This is a genomic window from Telluria sp. ZB4P37, from assembly GCF_059685855.1.
Genome location: NZ_JCASID010000008.1, coordinates 99596 through 118767 on the forward strand (window position 1 = coordinate 99596; position 19172 = coordinate 118767).

The 19172-nt window shown below is 67.0% G+C and carries 15 protein-coding genes; 5 read left to right on the forward strand and 10 right to left on the reverse strand.

Translation table 11 applies throughout. The annotated features are described in order from the left end of the window. Nucleotides 1-2 precede the first annotated feature (2 nt). Genes AC56K1_RS14300 through AC56K1_RS14315 form a run of 4 tightly spaced genes read left to right on the forward strand, consistent with a single transcriptional unit; the run spans nucleotide 3 to nucleotide 5353 of the window. Nucleotides 3-893, forward strand: a complete 891-nt coding sequence (locus AC56K1_RS14300; protein ID WP_497158494.1) for a DUF58 domain-containing protein — start codon at nucleotides 3-5, stop codon at nucleotides 891-893. Continuing rightward, a complete protein-coding gene (locus tag AC56K1_RS14305; RefSeq protein WP_497158495.1) occupies nucleotides 890-1861 on the forward strand; it encodes a BatA domain-containing protein in 972 nt (323 codons plus the stop codon). The genes AC56K1_RS14300 and AC56K1_RS14305 overlap by 4 nt, the downstream gene beginning before the upstream one ends. Further along, nucleotides 1845-3818 (forward strand): hypothetical protein, encoded by a 1974-nt coding sequence (locus AC56K1_RS14310; protein WP_497158496.1) that lies wholly within the window; start codon nucleotides 1845-1847, stop codon nucleotides 3816-3818. The genes AC56K1_RS14305 and AC56K1_RS14310 overlap by 17 nt, the downstream gene beginning before the upstream one ends. Continuing rightward, the gene (locus AC56K1_RS14315) at nucleotides 3815-5353 is read left to right on the forward strand and encodes a hypothetical protein (RefSeq protein WP_497158497.1); all 1539 of its coding nucleotides are present in this window, start codon (nucleotides 3815-3817) and stop codon (nucleotides 5351-5353) included. Before AC56K1_RS14310 ends, AC56K1_RS14315 begins: the two co-directional genes overlap by 4 nt. 71 nt (nucleotides 5354-5424) lie before the next feature. Here AC56K1_RS14315 and AC56K1_RS14320 read toward each other — a convergent pair whose 3' ends face one another. Next, nucleotides 5425-7857: a TonB-dependent receptor plug domain-containing protein gene (locus tag AC56K1_RS14320; RefSeq protein WP_497158498.1), complete on the reverse strand. Its 2433-nt coding sequence runs from the start codon at nucleotides 7855-7857 to the stop codon at nucleotides 5425-5427. Nucleotides 7858-8135: 278 nt separating this feature from the next. Next, on the reverse strand, nucleotides 8136-8813 hold the full coding sequence (locus AC56K1_RS14325; protein WP_497158499.1) for an autoinducer binding domain-containing protein: 678 nt from the start codon (nucleotides 8811-8813) through the stop codon (nucleotides 8136-8138). Nucleotides 8814-8989: 176 nt separating this feature from the next. On the opposite strand from AC56K1_RS14325, the gene AC56K1_RS14330 reads away from it, so the two are divergent. Further along, nucleotides 8990-10225, forward strand: a complete 1236-nt coding sequence (locus AC56K1_RS14330) for an alpha/beta fold hydrolase (protein ID WP_497158500.1) — start codon at nucleotides 8990-8992, stop codon at nucleotides 10223-10225. A gap of 18 nt (nucleotides 10226-10243) precedes the next feature. Here the strand turns inward: AC56K1_RS14330 and AC56K1_RS14335 are convergent, their stop codons facing one another. From AC56K1_RS14335 to AC56K1_RS14370, 8 genes are read right to left on the reverse strand one after another with little or no spacing between them, the layout of a single operon-like run. Next, nucleotides 10244-11020 carry a spermine/spermidine synthase domain-containing protein gene (locus AC56K1_RS14335; protein WP_497158501.1) on the reverse strand — a complete coding sequence of 259 codons (777 nt, stop codon included), beginning with the start codon at nucleotides 11018-11020 and terminating at the stop codon, nucleotides 10244-10246. Between the two features lie 52 nt (nucleotides 11021-11072). Then, nucleotides 11073-11672 (reverse strand): glutathione S-transferase family protein, encoded by a 600-nt coding sequence (locus AC56K1_RS14340; RefSeq protein WP_497158502.1) that lies wholly within the window; start codon nucleotides 11670-11672, stop codon nucleotides 11073-11075. Nucleotides 11673-11685: 13 nt separating this feature from the next. Further along, on the reverse strand, nucleotides 11686-13035 hold the full coding sequence (locus AC56K1_RS14345) for a sensor histidine kinase (protein ID WP_497158503.1): 1350 nt from the start codon (nucleotides 13033-13035) through the stop codon (nucleotides 11686-11688). Beyond that, nucleotides 13032-14363: a sigma-54-dependent transcriptional regulator gene (locus AC56K1_RS14350; RefSeq protein ID WP_497158504.1), complete on the reverse strand. Its 1332-nt coding sequence runs from the start codon at nucleotides 14361-14363 to the stop codon at nucleotides 13032-13034. Before AC56K1_RS14350 ends, AC56K1_RS14345 begins: the two co-directional genes overlap by 4 nt. 30 nt (nucleotides 14364-14393) lie before the next feature. Further along, nucleotides 14394-15626: an ABC transporter permease gene (locus AC56K1_RS14355; RefSeq protein WP_497158505.1), complete on the reverse strand. Its 1233-nt coding sequence runs from the start codon at nucleotides 15624-15626 to the stop codon at nucleotides 14394-14396. An 18-nt stretch (nucleotides 15627-15644) separates the two neighbouring features. Continuing rightward, the gene (locus tag AC56K1_RS14360) at nucleotides 15645-16955 is read right to left on the reverse strand and encodes an ABC transporter permease (protein WP_497158506.1); all 1311 of its coding nucleotides are present in this window, start codon (nucleotides 16953-16955) and stop codon (nucleotides 15645-15647) included. Nucleotides 16956-16965: 10 nt separating this feature from the next. Then, nucleotides 16966-17676, reverse strand: a complete 711-nt coding sequence (locus tag AC56K1_RS14365; protein WP_497158507.1) for an ABC transporter ATP-binding protein — start codon at nucleotides 17674-17676, stop codon at nucleotides 16966-16968. A gap of 31 nt (nucleotides 17677-17707) precedes the next feature. Further along, nucleotides 17708-18976 (reverse strand): efflux RND transporter periplasmic adaptor subunit, encoded by a 1269-nt coding sequence (locus tag AC56K1_RS14370; protein WP_497158508.1) that lies wholly within the window; start codon nucleotides 18974-18976, stop codon nucleotides 17708-17710. Nucleotides 18977-19172: the final 196 nt, after the last annotated feature.

Genomic DNA, 19172 nt, shown 5'->3' on the forward strand with positions numbered 1-19172 from the left:
TCTTGTCGCTGGCGAAGACCGCGCTGATCGCGCACACGCAGAACCTCGACCTTGTGATCCGCCATGTGCTGGCGGGCTTGGGGCACGGCATCCATGCCGGGCGCGAACGCGGGGCGGGCGTCGAATTCTCTGAATACCGGGCCTATGCGCCCGGGGACGAGTGGCGCCGGGTCGACTGGAAGCTGCTGGCGCGCGCCGACCGTTATTTCGTACGCGAGGCGGAGCGCGACAGCCACGTGGCGGTCTGGCTGGTGCTGGACGCCAGCGCCTCGATGCTCGAGCCCAGCCGCGATGTGGAAGGCGTCGACAAGCTGGCCTATGCGCGCACCTTGCTCGGCTGCGTGGCGGCCATCGCGCAGCGCCAGGGCGATGCCTTCGGCCTGGTCATCCTGAACGAAGAAAAAGTGCAGTTCACGCCTGCCCTGCGCGGCCCGCGCCACCTGCAGCGCATCCTGCTGCAGCTCAGCCGCGTGCAAGGCGCGGGCGACTTGCCCGATGCCGACACCCTGCGCGCCAGCCTGCATTTTGCACTATCTCCCAGCGTGATCTTCGCGGCCAGCGACCTGCTAGACTGGCCGTCGCCGCTGTCCCAGGCCTTGCTGCGCCTGCGCGGCATGCGCCACGACGTGCGCGTACTTTGCCTGCAGACCCAGGCCGAAGTCGATGCCAGTTTTTCGTCCACGCCCGCCTACCGCGACCCGGAACAGGGTAGCGGCGTGTTCCGCTTCGGCGCCGACCTGAAGGAAGGCTATCGACGCAACCGCGAACAGCACTTTGCCCAGGTGACGGCGCAGTGCCGCAAGAGCGACATTCCGCTGGTGGCGGCGCGCATCGAGCAGCCGCCGGGCGAGGTGCTGCGCCTGTGGCTGCGCAGGCCAGGAAGCCGCCCATGAACGCGCTCTGGTGGCTGGCGCTGCCCATCCTGCTGCTGCCGGTCTGGTGGCACCGGCGCAAGCGCGAGCAGCACAAGGCCGAGCTGCTCGCCACCGCGCGCTTCCTGCCGCGCGCCGAGCCGCGCCAGACGCGCGCATGGCGCTGGAACGATTTGTTCCTCCTGCTGGTGCGCTGCCTGCTGCTGGCCTGCGCGATTGCCTGGCTGGCCGATCCGGTCATGCCCTGGCGCGGCGATACGGTCATCGTTGCAACAGGCACCGACGCGGCTTGGGCCGCGCGCCAGGTGGGGCAGGCCGGGCTGCTTGAGGCTGACCGCGTCTCCCTGCCTGCGGCGCACGTCATTGGCTGGCTGCGCACGCACGAGCGCGAGTGGCGTCCCGAGGCGCGCCTGCTGGTGCTGGGCGATATTCCAATGCCGGCCTTGAGCCCGGAATTCAGGCGCAGGATCGAAGTGCGCTCATTGGTGCGGCCGGCGGAACAGGCCGCGCGCCACGTGTTCATCGCCAGCGAGCGCCCGGAGCAGTGGCGCCGGGTGTTCGCCGCCGGCGGCGTGATCGTCGACGCGGCGCCGGGCGCCAGGACCGGCTTGATCGTCTGGGACCGTGTTGACGCACCGCCACCATCGCTACGCGCGCCGCTCTGGCTCGTTGCCAATACCGCTACCTTCCCCGCATTGCGCACTGCGCCGCAGCTGGACGGCCTGCATTACACGGACAGTCCGCGCGGACGCCTCTGGCATTCCGCGGCCTGGCCGCCGAAGACGCTTGATGCCGCACGCACGCTGCTGGAAGACTGGCAGCGCCTGCATGCCGGGCCGCCTGCCTACACCATGCCCTCGCGCGTGTTCGCCCCTTCGCCGGCAGCGCGGGTAGTGGAGGCGAGCGGCGCGCTGCGCGACATCCTGATGGCCACGCTGGTGGCCTTGTTCGTACTCGAAAGGATCGTGACGCATGCAAGAAGGCGCTGAGATTGTCCGGCGCATCTGGCGCGCCGCCCAGCTGCGCCGGCTGCCGCTCTGGATCGCCGGGGCCCTGCCATGGCTGTTCATCCGCTCGGCGCCGGGCCTGATCGCCTGGATCGCGTGGTGTTCCTGGGACTGGGCCATCCTGCGTCGCCAGGTCGGCTATGCGTGGACGGGCTGGCTCGATGGCGCCGTGCCGGAAATGGAAGACAGCAGCGCGCTGCTCGAGCATGCGGCCACGCCAGTCGCCCAGCTCCAGCGCCGCCGCCTGTTGGACCGGCTGGACGCCAGCGTCAGCGGCCAGCAACTGCGCCGTATCGCGCGCAGCCGCGTGAAGGCGGGCGTGCCCTGGCTGCTGGCCAGCCTGGCGCTCGCCGCCGCCGTCTGGTTTTCAGGCGCGGCACCGCAAGCCCCCATCGCTACGCCAGGCAAGGCGCCGGCAGCGATCGCCGCCGCAAGCACCGGCCAGCTGGTGGTGCGCACCGCACCGCCGTCGTACACCGGCGTGAAAGCCATCGAATCCGCTCCGCGCGACCTGCTGGTGCCCGAGCAGACCGTCATCACCTGGTGCCTGAAGGACGATACGACGCCGCAAGAGACGATCGAGGTGAGTAACGGCCAGGTGCTCAAGCCAGGTAGAGAGTGCGCGCGCTGGACCGCGACCGAATCGGTGTTCTGGCGCTGGCGCGGCAAGCGCTACACGGTCAAGGTCACGCCGGATGCTCCGCCGGAGATCACGATCACCGCGCCAATGCAGATGGTGCAGGAATTATCGGAGACGGCCACCAGCGCCGCGATGGGCGTGAAAGTGAGCGACGACTACCAGGTCCGGGGCGCCACCTTGCACATGACGCTGGCGCGCGGCAGCGGCGAGAATATCCGCTTCACCGACCGCGAGATGCCCATCCCCGCCTCGCCCGATCCGAAGCGGCGCAACTGGTCAAAGGCCTGGTCGCTGGCCGAGCTGGGCATGGAGCCGGGCGACGAGCTGTATTTCTTCGTGCGCGCGCTCGATAACGCCGGACGCCCGCATACCGTGCAATCGCCGACCTATACGCTGCGCCTGCCGGCGCCGCCCGAAACAGCGGAAGAGGAGAGCGCCGCCATGCCGATGCTGGTCAAGCCGCAGAGCCTGCGCAGCCAGCGCCAGATCATCATCGATACCGAGCAGCTGGTGGCCGACATGCGCAGCACCAAGATGAGCAAGGATGCGGTGCTCGAGCGCAGCCAGAAGATCGCCGCCGACCAGGGCGCGCTGCGCCGCCGCTACGGCCAGTTCCTGGGCGAGGAATCCTCGCTGTTTGCCGATGGCGATGGCGACGACGACCACGGCGCGGAAGAAGGCAAGCAGGACATCCTGCACCAGTACGGCCATGCCCACGACGAAGCCGAGAACGCGACCCTGTACGACGAAGACACCAAGAAGGTGCTGCGCCGCGCCTTGATGGCGATGTGGGATGCCGAAAAGGCGCTGCGTGCGATCACGCCGAAGGTGGCCTTGGCACCCGAGCACAAGGCGCTGGAGGCGATCAAGGAATTGCAGCAGGCCGAGCGCATCTACCTGCACAAGACCGCCTTCGTGCCACCGCCGATCAAGGAAGAAAAGCGCATGTCGGGCGACATGGATGGCACCGCGAGCTACCGCCGGGAGCAAGGCGCGGCGGAAAAGCGCGTGCCGGAAGACGTGCAGTTGCTGGTAGGCGCGCTGTCCGGCAATGGCCCGCTGCCGGCGCTGTGGACCCGCGCCGCGCATGACTGGGTGCGTACCCGCATCCTGGAGGACGACCAGCGCCTGTCGGCCCAGAGCGCGATCCAGGACGTGGCCGACGGTTGCGCCGCCTGCCGCCCGGTGCTGCGCGCCTGGCTGCGCACTGCGGCGGGCCAGGGGCAGGTGCTGCTGCAGGCCCGTCCGACGGTCGACACCCCGTTCGTGCGCGCCTGGCGTGAAGGAGCGAAGCCATGAATTTCATGATGAGCACGAATATGATGCTGGCGCTTATTGGCGTCGCAGGCCTTGCCAGCGCGGGGCTATACCTGTGGCGCCGCCAATGGCTTGATGCGCTGCTGGTGCTGGTTGCGGCAGCGAGCCTCGGCCTGTTCGCGGCCGGCATCCGGCTGCCCGGCGATGCCGGCAGGACGTTCACGCTCGACCCGGCCGCCCCGGCGCCGATGCTCGATGGCGTGCGTGCGCTTGCTGTCAAGGGCGATGGCTTGCGCGCAGCGCAGTGGAACGATTTGCCGGCGCTGCCACTGGAATGGCAGCGCCCGGAAGGCGGCACGCTGCGCTTGAATTATCCGCGCCAGCTGGCGCTCGGCCGCAGCTTTACGCTGCGCGTACAGCGCGAAGACAAGCTGGAGGCGCGCCTGCAGCTGCTCGCCGAAAACGGCCAGGTGATGGCAGAAGCACGCGGCACCGGCGAGCTGGCCGTCAACTGGCTGCCGCCGCTGGCCGAACGCGTGGTGCTCAAGGCACGCCTACTCGACGCCGCCGGGAAAACCATCGCCGAAGGCCCGGTGCCGCTGACTATCAGGGAGCCGGCGATTCTTCAGGTGCAGGGCCGTTTCGGCGCGCCGTCCTTCGACCTGCGCACGCTCAACGAACTGCTGGCCGGCAGCGGCGCGCTGCTCGACTGGCAGGTGGTGCTGGGACGCGCGATTACCCGCACCGAGCTGCCCCTGGAGGAGATGAAGGAGCCGAACCTGCTGGTGATCGATGCGGCATGGTTCGAGCGTCTGGGCGCCGGCGAACGTTCTGCACTGCTGGGGCGCGTCGCCGGTGGCCTGCCGCTGCTGGTACTGGGCGCGAACGCCAACGATCCCGGGATCTGGTCGCGCACGGTGGGCTTGCCGCTGCAGGCACAGGCAGCGGGCAAGAAGATCGACGCGCCGCTCGAGCTGCCGGTGGCGCCGCTCAATCCTGCGGCGCGCGAAGCGGGTGAATGGACCGGTTCGGACAACCTGGTCTGGACCCGCAACTGGCAAAAGGGCCGCATCGCCTGGCTGGGTGCCAGCGACTGGCATCGCCACGCGATCGCAGAGCCGCAGGCGCTGGCGCTGTGGTGGCAGGGTGTGCTCGACCGCGTGGGCGTGGAAGAACCTCGGAACGTCGAATGGCTGGAGCCGGAAGAGCTGCCGCTGCCGGGACAGCGCATGGAACTGTGTGCGCGCGGCGTCAAGGGCGAGATAGCGTTCCCGGACTTGAAGCTGATGCGGACCTGGTCGCCGCGCCTTGACGCGGCCTGCGTGGCGGTCTGGCCGGAGAAGTCGGGCTGGCTGGAGGTGAAGGATGCGAAGGCAGGCGCGCACGCGGTCTACGTGTACGCGCCGGGTGACTGGCCGAAGTGGCAGGCGGCGCAGCGGCGTGATGCTACTGCGCGCTATGCTGCCCGTACGCCCGGTAAGGCCTTGGAAGGTGTTGCGCGCGCCTTGCCGGCCTGGCCGTTTGCGCTCGTGTTTTCCCTGGCGATGCTGCTGCTGTGGTGGCGCGAGCGCCGTTGATCTCGACGGTAGTGCGAACGATCTTGAATTTGTAGGGTGGCGGCATAGCCGCCCACCCTACGAAAAGCCGATCAGAAGGCGTAGTCGACTTTCGCGTACATCGACCGGCCATTGATCCCGAACGGGCAGGTCTCCCAGCAGTAGGTGAAGCCCAGCTGCGGGAAAGGCGACGCCTTGACCGGATCCCACTTGGTCGGGTAGGTGTCGAACAGGTTGTTGACGCCGGCCGACAGGCTGAACTTCTTGCTGAAGTTGTAGCGGGCGGTCAGGTCGACGATCCACTTCGCCTCCCAGGTCTGGATGAAGCCCGGGGTGAAGCCCTGGCCTTCGACTTCGCCGAAATAGTTGGCGCGCACGGTCGCGTTCCATGGGCCGGTCGTGTAGTCGGCTGCCACCACGTGGTGCTGGCGCGGCTGGCCTTTCTCGATCAGCGTCACTTGCGTGTCGTCGAACAGCTGGGTGCCGCTCAGCACCGCCGACTGCGAATGGCGGTCCTTCACTTTCGTGCGGTTGAAGCCGAGCTGGCCGGACAGCACCAGGGTCGAATCGGTGGCGCGTGTGGTGTGCTGGGCCACCAGGTCGAAGCCCGTGGTCGAGGTGTCGATCGCATTGGTGAAGAACTGGGCCTGGCCCACGCGCAGGGGATCCAGGATCGCCTTGATCGGGCATGCCGCGGCAGTCAGGCAGGCGCCCGACTCTGGTGCGATATTGCTCGAGAAGACAATGCGGTCGTCGATGTTGGTGCGGTACAGGTCGGCCGTCACCGAGAAGCTCGGGGTCGGGCGCAGGATCATGCCGACGCTGGCGCTTTTTGACGTTTCTTCCTGCAGCGGTGCGATGCCGAAGGCGCGGGTCACGGCGCTGTTCTCGCGCGCGGTCAGGGTTTCGGTCAGCACGCCGGCCGAGTTCAGGTTGGTCGACACCGAGCTGTAGAACTTCTGCTGCACGCCAGGTGCGCGGAAACCGGTCGAGCCGCTGGCGCGCAGGCCAATGGTGCGCGATGGGTCGTAGCGCAGGCTCAGCTTGCCGATGGTGGTGTTGCCGAAGTCCGAATAGCGCTCGTGGCGGATCGCCGCACCGGCCGAGAGCGTGTCGCCGAACTTGCGTTCCAGGTCGAGGTAATAGGCGGTGTTGTGGCGGCCGTCGTCCACTTCGGTGCCCGGCGTGTAGCCCGGGAAGCCCTGGATGCCCGCGGCCGCGATGCCGCCGGACTGGTTGCGGATGACGATAGCCGGGTTGTTGGTGCGGCCGTACTGGTAGGACACCGGGTCGCCTGCGACGATCTGGTAGTTATCCTGGCGCCATTCGAAGCCGGTGCCGATGTAGAGCGGGCCGCCGGCGAAATCGACCGAACCCTTGAAGTCGAGGTTCAGGGTGGTCTGGTCGAATTTCAGCTTGCCGGTGTCGGCCTCCAAGGGCGAGCTGCCGTTCTCGTAGAAATAGCTGACGTTGATCGAGTTCCGCTCGTGGAAACCGAGCTCGCTGCGGCCGTGGTTCACGCTCAGGTCCACGCTCCAGTCGTTCGACAGGTCATGCTTGAAGCCGACGCCGAGCGAGGCATCCTTGACGGTGGTGATGATGTTCGGCAGGAAGCCGTTCGGGTAGATCGACGGCACGTTGCGCGCGTCGCCCGCCGAGCGGAAGAAGCCCGACGAGTCGCCGGTGCGCTTGGATGCGCCGCCAAAGACATACAGCTCGCCGCCGCCGACCGGCAGCCCGGCGTTCAGCCACAGGTAGCCGTCCTTGGCCAGCGAGTCGCCGATGCGCTGGGTGACGCGCGGCGGATTCACGCGCAGGCTGTCGACGCCGGCGCGGTTGGTTTCGTTGCGGCGGCGGCCTTCGACCGACAGGTTCAGGTAGCCGCCGTCGGTACCGAGGGCGATGCCCTTGTGCGCGCTGGCGGTATAGGTATCGCCGTCGCCTTCGCTGGTGGTGCCGGCGCTGGCGGAGAACAGGGTATCGGTGGCGCCCTTCTTGAGAACGATGTTGATCACGCCGGCGATCGCGTCCGAGCCGTATTGTGCGGCGGCGCCGTCGCGCAGCACCTCGATCGACTGGATGGCGGACAGGGGAATGGCGTTGATGTCGGTACCCGCCGAGCCGCGGCCGATAGTCTGCTGCACGTTGACCAGGGCCTGCTGGTGGCGGCGCTTGCCGTTCACGAGCACCAGCAGCTGGTCAGGGCCGAGGCCGCGCAGGGTCGCCGGGCGGATGATGTCGGTGCCGTCGCTGATGAACGTGGTCGTGAAGTTGAACGAGGGGTCCAAGTCCTGCAGCACCTTGCCGAGTTCGAGCGAACCGGCCGACTGCAGGTCTTTTGCGCTGATCAGGCCTACCGGCACCGCTGTGTCCAGCGCCGTCTTGGCCTGCGTGCGCGAACCCAGCACGACGACCGTGGATATGTCCTTTTCCGGCGTGGTCGCCGCTTCCTGTGCGAACGCCGTTGCCATCGCCGACACCAGCGCGGTTGCCAGCAATACCCGTTTCTTCGGTTGATTCACCATCTTGTTCCCTTTGTAGAGTTAAATCACGCCATCACGAAAACCGTGTCTCCTATAACTACAGCTTCTTGATTCTGTACAAATATTTCCGTAAGTACAAGCGTGAGCTGTGCAATACGCAACACTTTTAACGATTTGCGTGATTTATGGGGGTAAATGAACAGGACGGGCGCATGTGCTAGAACGATTTGCGACCGTGCACAATGACGGTGCACGTGCACGTGCACGCGCACGCGCCGACCCCGACGCCGACGCCGGCAAGAGGGGAGTGGACGAAACGCCTAGAGCAATCCGAGCAGCGCCGCCTTGACGACGGCGGCGGTCTTGTTGGCCGCGCCCAGCTTGTCCATCGCATTACTGACGTGGAAGTTGACGGTCCGCTCGGACAGGCGGAGGATCTGCGCCGCCTCGTTCGAGGTCTTCCCGTCGGCCATCCAGCGCAGCACTTCGGCTTCGCGTGCGCTCAAAGCTACCGGAGCAGCCACGGGCCGGTGCAGCCGCACCATCGCCTCGTGCGTGGCATGGGCCAGCCACGACATGCTGCCTTCGCGCGTGTGCAGCTCGGCGTCCGAGAGCTCGTCGTGCGAGCGGGCCAGGGTCAGCATGCCGGCCGCGCCGTCGGCGGTACGCGAGGCCTGGGCCCAGCCCACCCGCAGGTGGTGGCCACGCGCGTCTTCCCACAGCGGCCGCGCCGGCGCAAATACTTTTTCGCTCCAGCGCAAGGGCAGCAGGGATACCGCGCCGTGGGCCACGGTGGGATCGACCGCCAGGTAGGCTTCGGCCGCATAGCGCGCCTGCCAGGCGCCCGGATAGTTGTTGAGCATGACGGTGCGCGGCGTCGACAGCGGCAGCGGCATGCGCAGTCCGTAGGCGCAGTAATCGAAGCCGAGATCGCGCGCGGCGCCGGCAACGATGGCGTGCAGGCTGGCCGCATCCGGCGCCTGGGCCATGCTGTCCATGCAGTCCTCGCGCCAGGTGCGCGCTTCTCCACTCGCCTTCCCGTCCCTCACTGGCCCCCCAACCTGTCTACTGTCAGTTCTTACAGTTCCGATCCCGAGTGGGCCTGCGTAGAATGAAGGCCACCAGCCATTGTCGCTTTATGAAGCTGGAATAACAACCACTTCAGGAGATTCCCTTGCACCACCCATTACCCTACCGGGGCCGCATCGCAGCGGCCATGCTGGCGCTGGCGCTCTCCGGCACGATCCACGCGGCGTCGCCCGCACCGGATACGCTCAAGGTCGGCGACTACCAGGTGCAGGTAGCGACCATGGGCACCGGCAGCTACACCGTCATCCTGGAAGCAGGTTTCGGGCGCGATCTTGGCGTGTGGCGCAACGTCGCCCCAGCCCTGGCCAATTCGGCCAGGGTGATGGCCTATTCGCGCGCCGGCCATGGCAAGTCCGACCCGCGCCCTGAAGTACCGACCATCGCCGCGCGCACCAACGAACTCGAACAGCTGATCACCGCGGCCGGGCTGACCCCACCCTTCGTGCTGGTCGGGCATTCCTACGGAGGCTTCCTGGTCCGCAGCTACGCCACGCGCCACCCGGAGCGGGTGGCCGGCATGGTCTTCGTCGACCCGAGCGACGAAGCTTTCAATGTCGAACTGCGCAAGCTAGATGCGGCCGGCGTCGACAAGGATACGAAACTGACCGAGCAGTTCATGCCGCCCAAATTTCACGCCGAGCTGCGCAGCGTGCAGGCGGTGCTCGATAGCGGAAAACTGCCTTTCGCCGGTGCGCTGCCGGATGTGCCGGTGGCAGTGCTCACGTCCGTGCAGAAGCGCCAGCAGCCGCAGCTCTTCCTCGAGACCCCGGCCGCGGTGCAGGTGTGGCGCGGCCTGCACGAGCGCTTCTTCAGGAGCTTCAGCAACGGCAGCCATATCGTGACGGCCGAGAGCGGGCATAACATCCACCAGGAGCAGCCGCAGCTCGTTGTCAGTGCCGTTGAAGGCGTGATCGCGGCAGCCGAAGGTGCGCGCCTCAAGCGCATGCGCGAGGCAGCCAGGGCCGAACTGCTGCGCCGCCTCGAGCAGGGCGGTTCCGATGCCGAGGTGGCAAAAGCGCTGGAGGCCAGCGGCTTCGGCGAGGCTGACGTCAACCGCCTTGGCTACGAACTGCTCGGGCCACGCAAGCAGCCCCTGCTCGCCGAGCGGCTGATGAAGGCGAACGCCGGCAAGTACAGCCTGTCCGACAACGTGCAGGACAGCTATGGCGAAGTGCTGTTGGCGACGGGACGCCCGGCGAAAGCCAAGGCGCAGTTCATGAAGGCGATTGCATTGGCAGAAGCGCAGGGCAGGAGCGCCAACGCCCTGGCGGGCTACCGCGCCAACCTGGCCAAGGCCGAGCAGGCGCTGGGCGCGCAATAAACCTGAGCCGTTCACGCCTCAGGCGTGGTCGTGCATCCATTCCTTCAGGCCGTCGACCCAGCGCCTGGCAGGCAGGTTGAGGCGCCGTTTGAGTTCGGCGGCGCGCTCGTACAGCAGCGAGAAGTCGAGCTGGGGCGCATCCTTGAAGGCGAGGACGACGATGTTCGCGTCGTGCACTTCGGGCAGCCAGACCACGGCGTCGAATACCTGCTGCATGGTGGCCAGGTTCGTGTCGTAGCGGTTGACGTCGCCGAAGACATTGGCGGTCATGATGCCGTCGGCGGCCAGGCAGTCGTGGCAGCCCTGGTAGAACGCGAGCGAGTCGAGCACCGGACCGCGCGCTTCCTGGTCGTATAAATCCACCTGCAGCACGTCGGCGCGGCCATGGTTGGCCGGGTCGAGCACGAAGTCGAGGGCATTCGTTTCGCGCACGTCCAGGCGGGCGTCGTTCTCCGGCAGCCCGAACAGCGCGCGGCAGATCGCGATCACGTTGGGATTGAGCTCGGCGGCTGTCACGCGCGCATCGGGAAAACGCGTGTAGCAGAACTTGGTCAGCGCCGCGCTGCCCAGGCCCAGTTGCACGACATGGCGGGGCACGTGCTTGAACAGCGTCCACATCATCATCAGCTGCACGTATTCCAGCTCGATCGCATCGGGCTTGGCCAGCCGCATGGCGCCCTGCACCCAGGAGGTACCCAGATGCAGGAAGCGCACGCCGTCGAACTCGTCGATCGTGGCGGGCGGGTGGCCGGGCTGGGCGAAGCGGGGATCGATGCGGGCGTACGAAGGAGGCATGGCGGTGGCAGTGCAGTGAAAGCCGATCTTACCAGAGCGCTTGGATCACACCTCAGGCCACGCCGTTGCGTCCGTAGGTACGGAATCCCGGCCGCTCGGTGAGCCGGTCGTAGTAGGCCGCCACATTGGGCAGGTCCGGCTTGTCCATCGGCGTCATCATCCAGCGGTTCACCGACAGCCCGAGCACCACGTCGGCCAGCGTGAAGCTGCTACCCGCCGCATAGACGCCGGTCGCGCCCAGCTGCGCGTCGAGGATGGCGAGGTGGCGGTGCCAATCCGCGATGCTGGCCGCGATCTGCGCCGGGTCCTGGCAAGCAGGGCTGTTGCGCACCAGCGCCATGAAGGCATAGCGCCAGGCGGTATTCAGGTCGGTCGCCTGCCAGTCCATCCACTGCTCGACGCGGGCGCGGCCCCGTGCGTCGCCAGGCAACAGGGCGCCGTCGCCATAGTGGGTGCAGAGGTAGCGGCAGATCGTGTTCGATTCCCACAGCACGAGGTCCGCATCGACCAGCACCGGCACCAGCGCATTTGGATTGAGCGCGGCATGGCCGGGGTGCCAGTCTTCGCGCGCGAAGGGCAAGCCGAGTTCTGCGCAGGTCCACAACACCTTGCGCACGTTGATCGAGCTGTCCTTGCCGATGATTTTCAGCATAGTGATAAACCTTTCATGACGATTGGGTTCCCGGCAGCGCCGGCAGGATCAGGGTCACGGCCAGGCCGCCGCCGTCGCGGTTGGCCAGCGTGATGCGCCCGCCGTGCGCCTCGGCGATCTCGCGCGCCAGCGCCAGCCCGAGGCCGGTGCCGCTGCGCTTGGTCGAGTAGAAGGGCACCAGCGCATTGGTGAGCACGGCCTCGCTCATCCCGGTGCCGCGGTCCAGGACGTCGATGCGCAGGGCATCCTGCACCCGGCGCACCTGCAGCTCGACGTCCTCCGGCCTGGAGCCCGATTCGTGCGCGTTCTTGAGCAGGTTGAGCAGGGCCTGCTCCATCTGGGCGGCGTCGATCCAGGCCGGCTCCTGCGGCAGCTCGCCCACCACGCGGAACTGCACCTGGTCGGCCAGCCGGTCGACGAAGACGTCCCAGCTTCTCGCTTCCAGGCGCGGCGTGGGCAGCTTGGCGAAGCGCGCATATCCCAGGATAAAGGTCTCGAGGTGGCGGGTGCGCTCGCCGATGGTCTGCAGGATCTGCGGCAGCCGCTCGGTCTGGCCGCGCCGCACCAGTTCCGCGCCGGAGTGCGCGAGCGAGGCCAGCGGCGCCAGCGAATTGTTCAGTTCATGGCTGATCACGCGGATGACTTTTTTCCAGGTCTGCACTTCCTGGCGCCGCAACTCGGTCGTCAGGTGGCGCAGCAGCAGCAGTTCGTGGCGCCGGCCATTGAGGGTGAAGCTGCTGCGCGCCAGGTGGTAGACCTCTTCGTCCTCGCCCTCGCCGGCGGTGAACAAACCGTCGCCGCCGCGTGCCAGCGCTTCCTTCAGGGCCGGGGCGGCGGTATCTAACACGCTGCCCAACCCGTGGCCTTCGAGCTTGCGCCCCTCGGACAGGAGCTTGCGCGCGGCCAGGTTGGCGTAGACGATGGTGCCGGCGTTGGCGGCGAAGTCGGTCACCAGCAGCATGGCCACCGGCGTGTTCTGAACCATGGTGTCGAGCAGCAGCTCGCGCTGCACCAGCCCGAGGCGCTGCTCGCGCAGGACATGGCCGAGATCATTGTGGGCGGCAATCAGGTCGGCCAGCTCGTCGTTCTGCGGCCAGTGCAGGCTGAACGAAAAGTCGCCGTCGCGGTAGCTGGCCACCGTGCCCTCGAGCGCGCGGAACAGCGACAGGATCGGCTGGATCTGGGAGCGGATGGTGATGATGGCAATCGGGACGATCGCCAGCAGGCAGGCAAAGAAGACCATCACCGGGTGGCCGGGGAAGAAATGCTCGAGCCCGAGCGCGACCAGGATGCCGAGCGCCAGCAGGGTGCCAACCAGCGCCGACCAGCGTGTGACCAGCGAAAGCCGCTCCCCCTTGCTCATGCCGGCCTGGCGATGCCGAGCCGCTCCATGCGCCGGTACAGGGCCTGGCGCGACAGCCCCAGTTCGCTGGACGCCTGCGCCACCACGCCGCCGGCGCGCGCCAACGCCTGGACGATGGCCTCGCGGTCGGGTTCCGCGTCCAGCCCAGGCATCGCCGACACCGGCAGGCCCAGGTCAAGCACCTTGATGACATCGCCCTGGGCCAGCAGGCTGGCGCGCGCCATCACGTTTTTCAGTTCACGCACGTTGCCCGGCCATGCGTGGGCCAGCAGCGCGGATTCGGCCAGCGGGTGCAAGGTCTTCCCGCGCAAGAAGGACAGGGCCAGCGGCAGGATGTCGCCCGGGCGCGCGGCGAGTGGCGGCAGGCGCAGCTCGATGACGTTCAGGCGGTAGAACAGGTCTTCACGGAAGGTCCCGGCACGGATCATCGCGCCCAGGTCGGCGTTGGTGGCGCTGATCACGCGCACCTTCACCTGGCGCTCGCGGTTCGAGCCGAGGCGCTCGAAGCGCCCGGTTTCCAGCACGCGCAGCAGTTTCATCTGCCCGGCCAGCGGCAGGTTGCCGATCTCGTCCAGGAACAGGGTGCCGCCGTCGGCCGCCTCGAACTTGCCTTCGCGCGCTTTCGACGCGCCGGTATAGGCCCCGGCGTCGGCCCCGAACAATTCGGCCTCGATCAGTTCCGAGGGCAGGGCGCCGCAGTTGAGCACCACGAAGGGGCCGTCGGCCACTTGCGAATTGGCCTGGATGATCTCGGCGATGCGTTCCTTGCCGGTGCCGTTCGGGCCGGTGATCAGGACCGGGATGTCGGAGCGCGCCACCTGGCAGGCCAGGTGCAGCACGCGTTCGGTGGCCGGGTCTTGCCAGATGAGCCCGCGCAGGTCGAAGCCTTGTTCGAGTTCGCGCTTGGCGCGGCGTTCGCGCTGCAGGCGCTGGCCCAAGGCGCGGTTGGCCTGGCCCAGTTCGATCAGGTTGGTCACCGTGGTGATCAGGCGCTCGTCGTTCCAGGGCTTGGACAGGTAGTCGGCCGCGCCGGCCTTGATCAGCTCCACCGCCGCGTCAAGGTGGGTCCAGGCGGTGAGCAGGATCACCGGCAGGTCCGGGTGGCGCTTGCGGATCTCGCGGAACAGCGCCACGCCTTCCTCGCCCGAGGTGGTGTCGGCGCTGAAGTTCATGTCCTGGATCACCAGGTCCACGGCCTCGCGCCCGAGGATGTCCAGTCCTTCCTCCGGCGAACCGGCGCGCAGGGCGGCGATGTCGTGGAGCGAGAACAGGACGTCGAGCGCGATCGCGACCGCGGCGTTGTCGTCAATGATCAGTACAGTGGGCATGGGCGCAAGGATACCATTGGCGGAAGGTGCTCAGGCACTGCGGGTGGCCGTGGCCGGCGAAATGCTCGCCGCCCGCCATGCCGGACCGTAGGCCGCCAGGATGCCCAGCGCCCAGAACACCACCGCGCCGCCGATCAGGTAGTGCACCGGCAGGCGCGCCATCTCGAGCCGCGTCACCAGCAGGTGGTTCAGGCTCAGGCCCAGCAGCACGCCGCCAAACACGCCGGCGCTGGTGATCATGACATTCTCGGTGATGAAATAGCGCAGGATGTCGATCTTGCGCGCGCCCAGTGCGCGGCGCACCCCGATCTGCTTTTTCCGCTGGGTGACCCACAGGCTGGCCATGCCGACGATGCCCGAGCAGGTAATCAGGAGGAGCAGCACGCTCACCGTGATCAGCATCCACGACAACGCCACGTCGGCGCGGTAGCGGTCCTTGCGGTCTTCTTCGGTGGTTTTCGTTTGCAGGATCATCGGCGTGGCCGACGACTTGCGCAGCGCCTCTTCGGCTTCCTTGATGACGCGGTCGCGCTGGCCCGGTTCGGTGCGAACCGCGTACAGCGCGCCGGGGTTGCCGTACAGGCGGGCCGGAACCTGCACCGAGAAGTCGCCGCGTTCGCCCACTTCGGTATGCGCCGTCTGCAGGCGCTCGACCACGCCGACGACCTGGGTGCCTTGCGCGTCTTCGCCGGTGCCGAAGTACAGCGTCTTGCCGACTGCCGACTGGCCCGGCCACAGCTTGTCGGCCAGCGGCTTGGTGATGATCAGCGTGGTGGGCAGTTCGCGGTTCTCGTTCTCGTTGATTTCCTTGTAGTCTTCCGGCAGGAAGTCGCGGCCTTCGACCAGCTTCAGGCCGAAGGTCTTGACCAGCGAGTCGCCCGAGATGTACATGCCGGCCAGGGCGCTCTCGCGGTCCTGGCGCTTGTCGATGGCGACGCTGCTGGTGCTGCCGTCGCGCGACATCGGCATCTGCGTCACGTTGGCCACCGAGACCACGCCCGGCACCGCGCGCAACACCTCGGCTTCGCGCTTCATGGTGGCGAGCTGCTGCTCGGGGCCGTCCTTGTTCAGGTTACGCACCGTGAAGTAGAAGGTCGCGGCTTCGTCTGAGAGGCCCGACGGACGGGCGGCCATCTCGCGCCGCTCGTTGACGATGTGCAGGGCATTGGCCAGGATCGCCAGGCTGAGCGCGACCTGCAGGGCGACCAGGATCGGGCCGGTTTTGTTGCGCATCAGCGCAGACAGGATGGGACGGATTTCCATGATGGTTCTCTCTCGCTCTTATTGGGATTTCAGCTGGATCGCCGGTGTCACCTGGCAGGCGCGCCAGGTCGGCAGCAGGCCTGCAACGAGCGCGGCGGCCACGGACATGATGAAGGTCAGGATCAGCATCTGCCAGTCCATGCGCGCAATCGAGGCCATGCCCTTGCTCTGCATGCCGATCAGGGCCAGCGCGCCGAAGGCCAGCACCAGTCCCAGCACGCCGCCGGCCAGGCCGACCACGCCGGTCTCGATCAGGAATTGGCGGAAGATGTCGCGGCGCGAGGCGCCGAGCGCGCGGCGGATGCCGACTTCGGCGGCGCGCACCGAGAACTTCGCCAGCAGCAGGCCGATGGTGTTCACCAGGCACAGCACCAGGAAACCGAAGGCCAGCCAGGCCGACAGCTTGCTATCGTTGCCAACCACTTTCAGTTCTTCCATCCATTCCATCACGTTGTACAGCTTGTTCGGCGCATTGCGCTTCAGGCGCCCCAGCTTGCGCTGGTCGCTGGCGTAGTTGTCGAGGAAGGATTGCAGCTCGGCGCGGTCGCTGCTGGCGCGGGTCTCGAACCAGAACTGGATCCAGGTGCATTCCGAGGTCAGGAGGTTGGCGAAGCCTGGGTCGCGGTTGGCGCTGCAGTTCATGCTGCCGCTGTGACCCTGCTCGTGGCGGATCGCGCTCGAGAACGGGATGAAGAATTCCTCGCCCTTGCCGAAGCGGCTGCCGCCGATCAGCTTGTAGTAGCGCGGCAGCGGCGCCCAGGTGTCGGTCACGCCCACCACGGTGAACGGGAAGCCTTTCATCATCAACTGCTTGCCGACCGGGTTGGCGTCGCCGAACAGTTTTTCCGCCATCTCGCGGCCCAGCACGACGACGTCGGCGCCGCGTGCATCATCAGCCGCGGTCCACGCCTGTCCGTGCAGGAATGGCACCTTGAACATGGCGAAGAAGTCGACGCCCGGCGCCAGGCCACGCGCATTGAAGGCCGGGATGTCGCTGCGCGGCGGCTCGACCGGCAGTTCGACGCCGTACATCGCGGTGCGGCGTTCGCCCCGGCCGCTCTTGAGCAGGTTGGCGGCGTCCGGATAGCTCATCTGCATGTCGTTGGGGCCATCGCTCGCCACCCAGCCCTCCAAGGGGCCGTTGTCGAGCTGCGGCACGAACAGGCGGTCGCTCTTTTCGGGGATCGGGTCGCCCGACATCATGTGCAGGATGGTCAGCGTCGAGACGCTGGCGGCCACGCCGATGGCCAGGGTCAGCACCATCAGCGCGGTCAGGGCTGGGTTGCGGCGAAGGCTGCGCAGGCCGAGCTTGAAGTAGTAGGAGAACATGGCGCTTTCCTTATGCGGAGACCGGGGCCTTGTCGACCAGGGTCGGGCCCTTGCGCACCAGGTCCGAGACCTGGCCGTCGATGATGTGCACGTTGCGGGTGGTGCGTACGGCCAGCTCCGGGTCGTGGGTGACCATCAGGATGGTGGTGCCGGCCGTGTTGATCTCTTCCAGCAGTTCCATCACGCCGCGCGCCATTTGCGTGTCGAGGTTACCGGTTGGCTCGTCGGCCAGCAGCAGCTTGGGCGAACCGGCCAGCGCGCGCGCGATCGCTACGCGCTGCTGCTGGCCGCCGGAGAGCTCGGCCGGGTAGTGCTTCATGCGCGAGGCCAGGCCCACTTTCGACAGCGCGTCCTCGATGCGTTCCTTGCGCTCGGTCTTGTTGAAGCCGCGGTAGCGCAGCGGCACGTCGACATTGTCGAACAAATTCAGGTCGGGGATCAGGTTGAAGCCCTGGAAGATGAAGCCCAGCTTCTCGTTGCGCAGGCGCGAGCGGGCGGTGTCGTCCAGCCCCTTCACGTTGACGCCGTCGAGGATGTACTCGCCCGAGCTGAATTCTTCCAGCAGGCCGGCGATGTTCAGGAAGCTGGTCTTGCCGGAGCCGGAAGGGCCGGTCACGGTGACGAACTCGCCCTGCTTGACGTCGATCTCGAAGCCGCGCAGCGCGTGGGTCTCGATCATGTGGGTGCGGTACACCTTGCTCAGGTTGGTCATGCGCAGCATGGGATTCTCCTTTGTTTGTCTTGTTAAGCGTTCAGCGGTTGATCGAGATGCGCTGTGCGTTCTTGAAAGTATCGGTGCCGGAAATGACGACCTTGTCGCCGACCTTCAGGCCCGACAGGATCTCGACGGCGGAAATGCTGGTGGCGCCCAATTGAACCGGGGTGCGCACGGCCACCCCGTCTTCCACCCGGTAGGCGACGCGCCCGCCATCGTTTTCGACGAAAGGGCCGCGCGGCAGCATGACCACGTTCGGGCGTTCCTCGATCAGGAGGCGGGCAGTCACGCGCTGGCTCTGGCGCAGTCCTTTCGGCTGCTCGCCGTCGAAGCGCACGCGCGCCAGCACCTGGTTCTTGACGACTTCGGGTGACAGGGCGGAGAGCTTGCCGGTGGCTTTGCCGCTCGGCAGCGTGATCTCGGCGTTCATGCCCAGGCCAATGTCGGTCATGTACGATTCCGGCACTTCGAGTTCGACTTCGAGCTTGGACAGGTCGACCAGGGTCATGAGGGGCGCGTTGGCGGCGACGACCATGCGGTTCTGGACGTTGAGGGTGCCGATGAAGCCGTCAACCGGCGCGCGCACGGTCAGCTCATCGACCCGGCGCTGGGCATTGGCCATCGACAGGCGCTGGCGTTCCAGCTCATTGACCTTGGTCTTCAGCGCCAGCTGCACGTCGTCGCTTTCCAGGCTGGCGGCCTGGGTCGCGTGGCGCGCCTTGATTTCGGCCGAGTTCAGCGCGTCCTTGGCTTTCTGGTAATCGATCTTGGCGATGATGCCGACCTGCGCGACGCTTTCGTAGCGCTCCAGTGTGCGCTGGGCGGACAGGCGGTCGATCTCGGCAGTGTCGGCTTCGCGCTTGGCCAGCAGCTTCTGCTTGCGCGCCAGGATCTGCTGGCGCGCCACTTCGGCTTTCAATTGCTCGTAGCTCGACACTTCGCGCTTGAGTTCATCGGACAGGTCGGGTGACTCCAGTACGGCCAGCACGTCGCCTTTTTTCACGGTGTCGCCGGCCGCGACCTTCAGGTTGACGGTGGCGGGGGAGGTGGAATACAGGGTCGGGCTGACGGCGGCCACCACGCGGCCATTGACCGAAGCGTCGCGCACCAGGGTGCCGCGGGTGACTTCGGCGATGCGCAGGCGGGTTTCGCTGACGGAGTGCTCGCTGCTGCTCCAAGTGCCGAGGACGGCGGCCGTGACGGCTATGATGGCGACGGCGCCGCCTATCCAGAGCGCGCGGCGCTTGAGCTTGTGGACCGGGGCCGGGGTAAGGACGGCGTCTTGTTCTGATGTATCGCGGATCATGGGGTGTCCAGTAACGACGGGTTTGTGGTCGTTAGTGCACGATCCGTGCCAGCAGAGGAGGGGAAGCTAAGTCATTGATTGGGAAGGAGAAGTAAAAACGGACAGCCGTGTCCGGACTGTCCGCGAGGGGTGTCCGTACGTACGCGGACACGGCCGCACACCGTAGGGTGCGCAATTTGTAGTTCAGGCCCTGGCC